Source organism: Vibrio sp. 970 (assembly GCF_033339075.1).
Map to the genome: position 1 here is coordinate 1 of NZ_JAWOTW010000500.1, position 616 is coordinate 616.

1 protein-coding gene is annotated in these 616 nt (G+C 46.6%); it reads right to left on the reverse strand.

Going from position 1 to position 616, the window contains the following annotated elements; all coding sequences use genetic code 11:
• Positions 1 to 24 precede the first annotated feature (24 nt).
• The coding region (locus tag R7Q11_RS27535; protein ID WP_225467153.1) for a TraB/GumN family protein at positions 25 to 616 on the reverse strand (592 nt) is incomplete at its 5' end.

The window sequence follows — 616 nt, forward strand, 5'->3', positions numbered from 1 at the left end:
TGTAATGATGGTTTTGGCTGGGTTTTAAATATTGCACTTTGCTTTGCGTGTTTTACCAAGCGAGGTAATTTCAAATCCCCGTTGTGCGAGCAAATCGATAAGGTTGTCTTTCCCTACCAGATGCAGACTTCCAACCACAACGGTGTAGCGACCTGACTTTTTAGGCAGCACACTGCCAGTATCGAGTTTTTTCGCCCAATCACGGTTGCGAGAATATAAGAACGCTTCGTTAAAATCTGCCGTCGCTTTGTCTGTTAAAGATGCCTCTTCCAGCATACTGCCATCACCACTTTTCCAGCTTTCTATCAAACACTGTACAAGTTTGTCACCACCTTCGTATTCGTCTATCGAGGACAGCAGCATTTCTTGCCCACCATTTGGCTGACCAGCAATAAGACCGATTTGAAACTGCACCGATTCTAACGAGAGGACTGGCAGGTGCTTTTTCTCAGCTAAACCAATTAGATGCATGTCTACACCTTCGTCTGATACGTAGCCAAGCTTATTGACTAGCGCGAGTTGGATGGTCAGAGCTGCGGTCCAAGGTGGCGCATTGAGAAGTTGCGCTTCCGCCATGCCTAGATCTTTGGCGATGTTCACTAACAGTTGGCGTTGA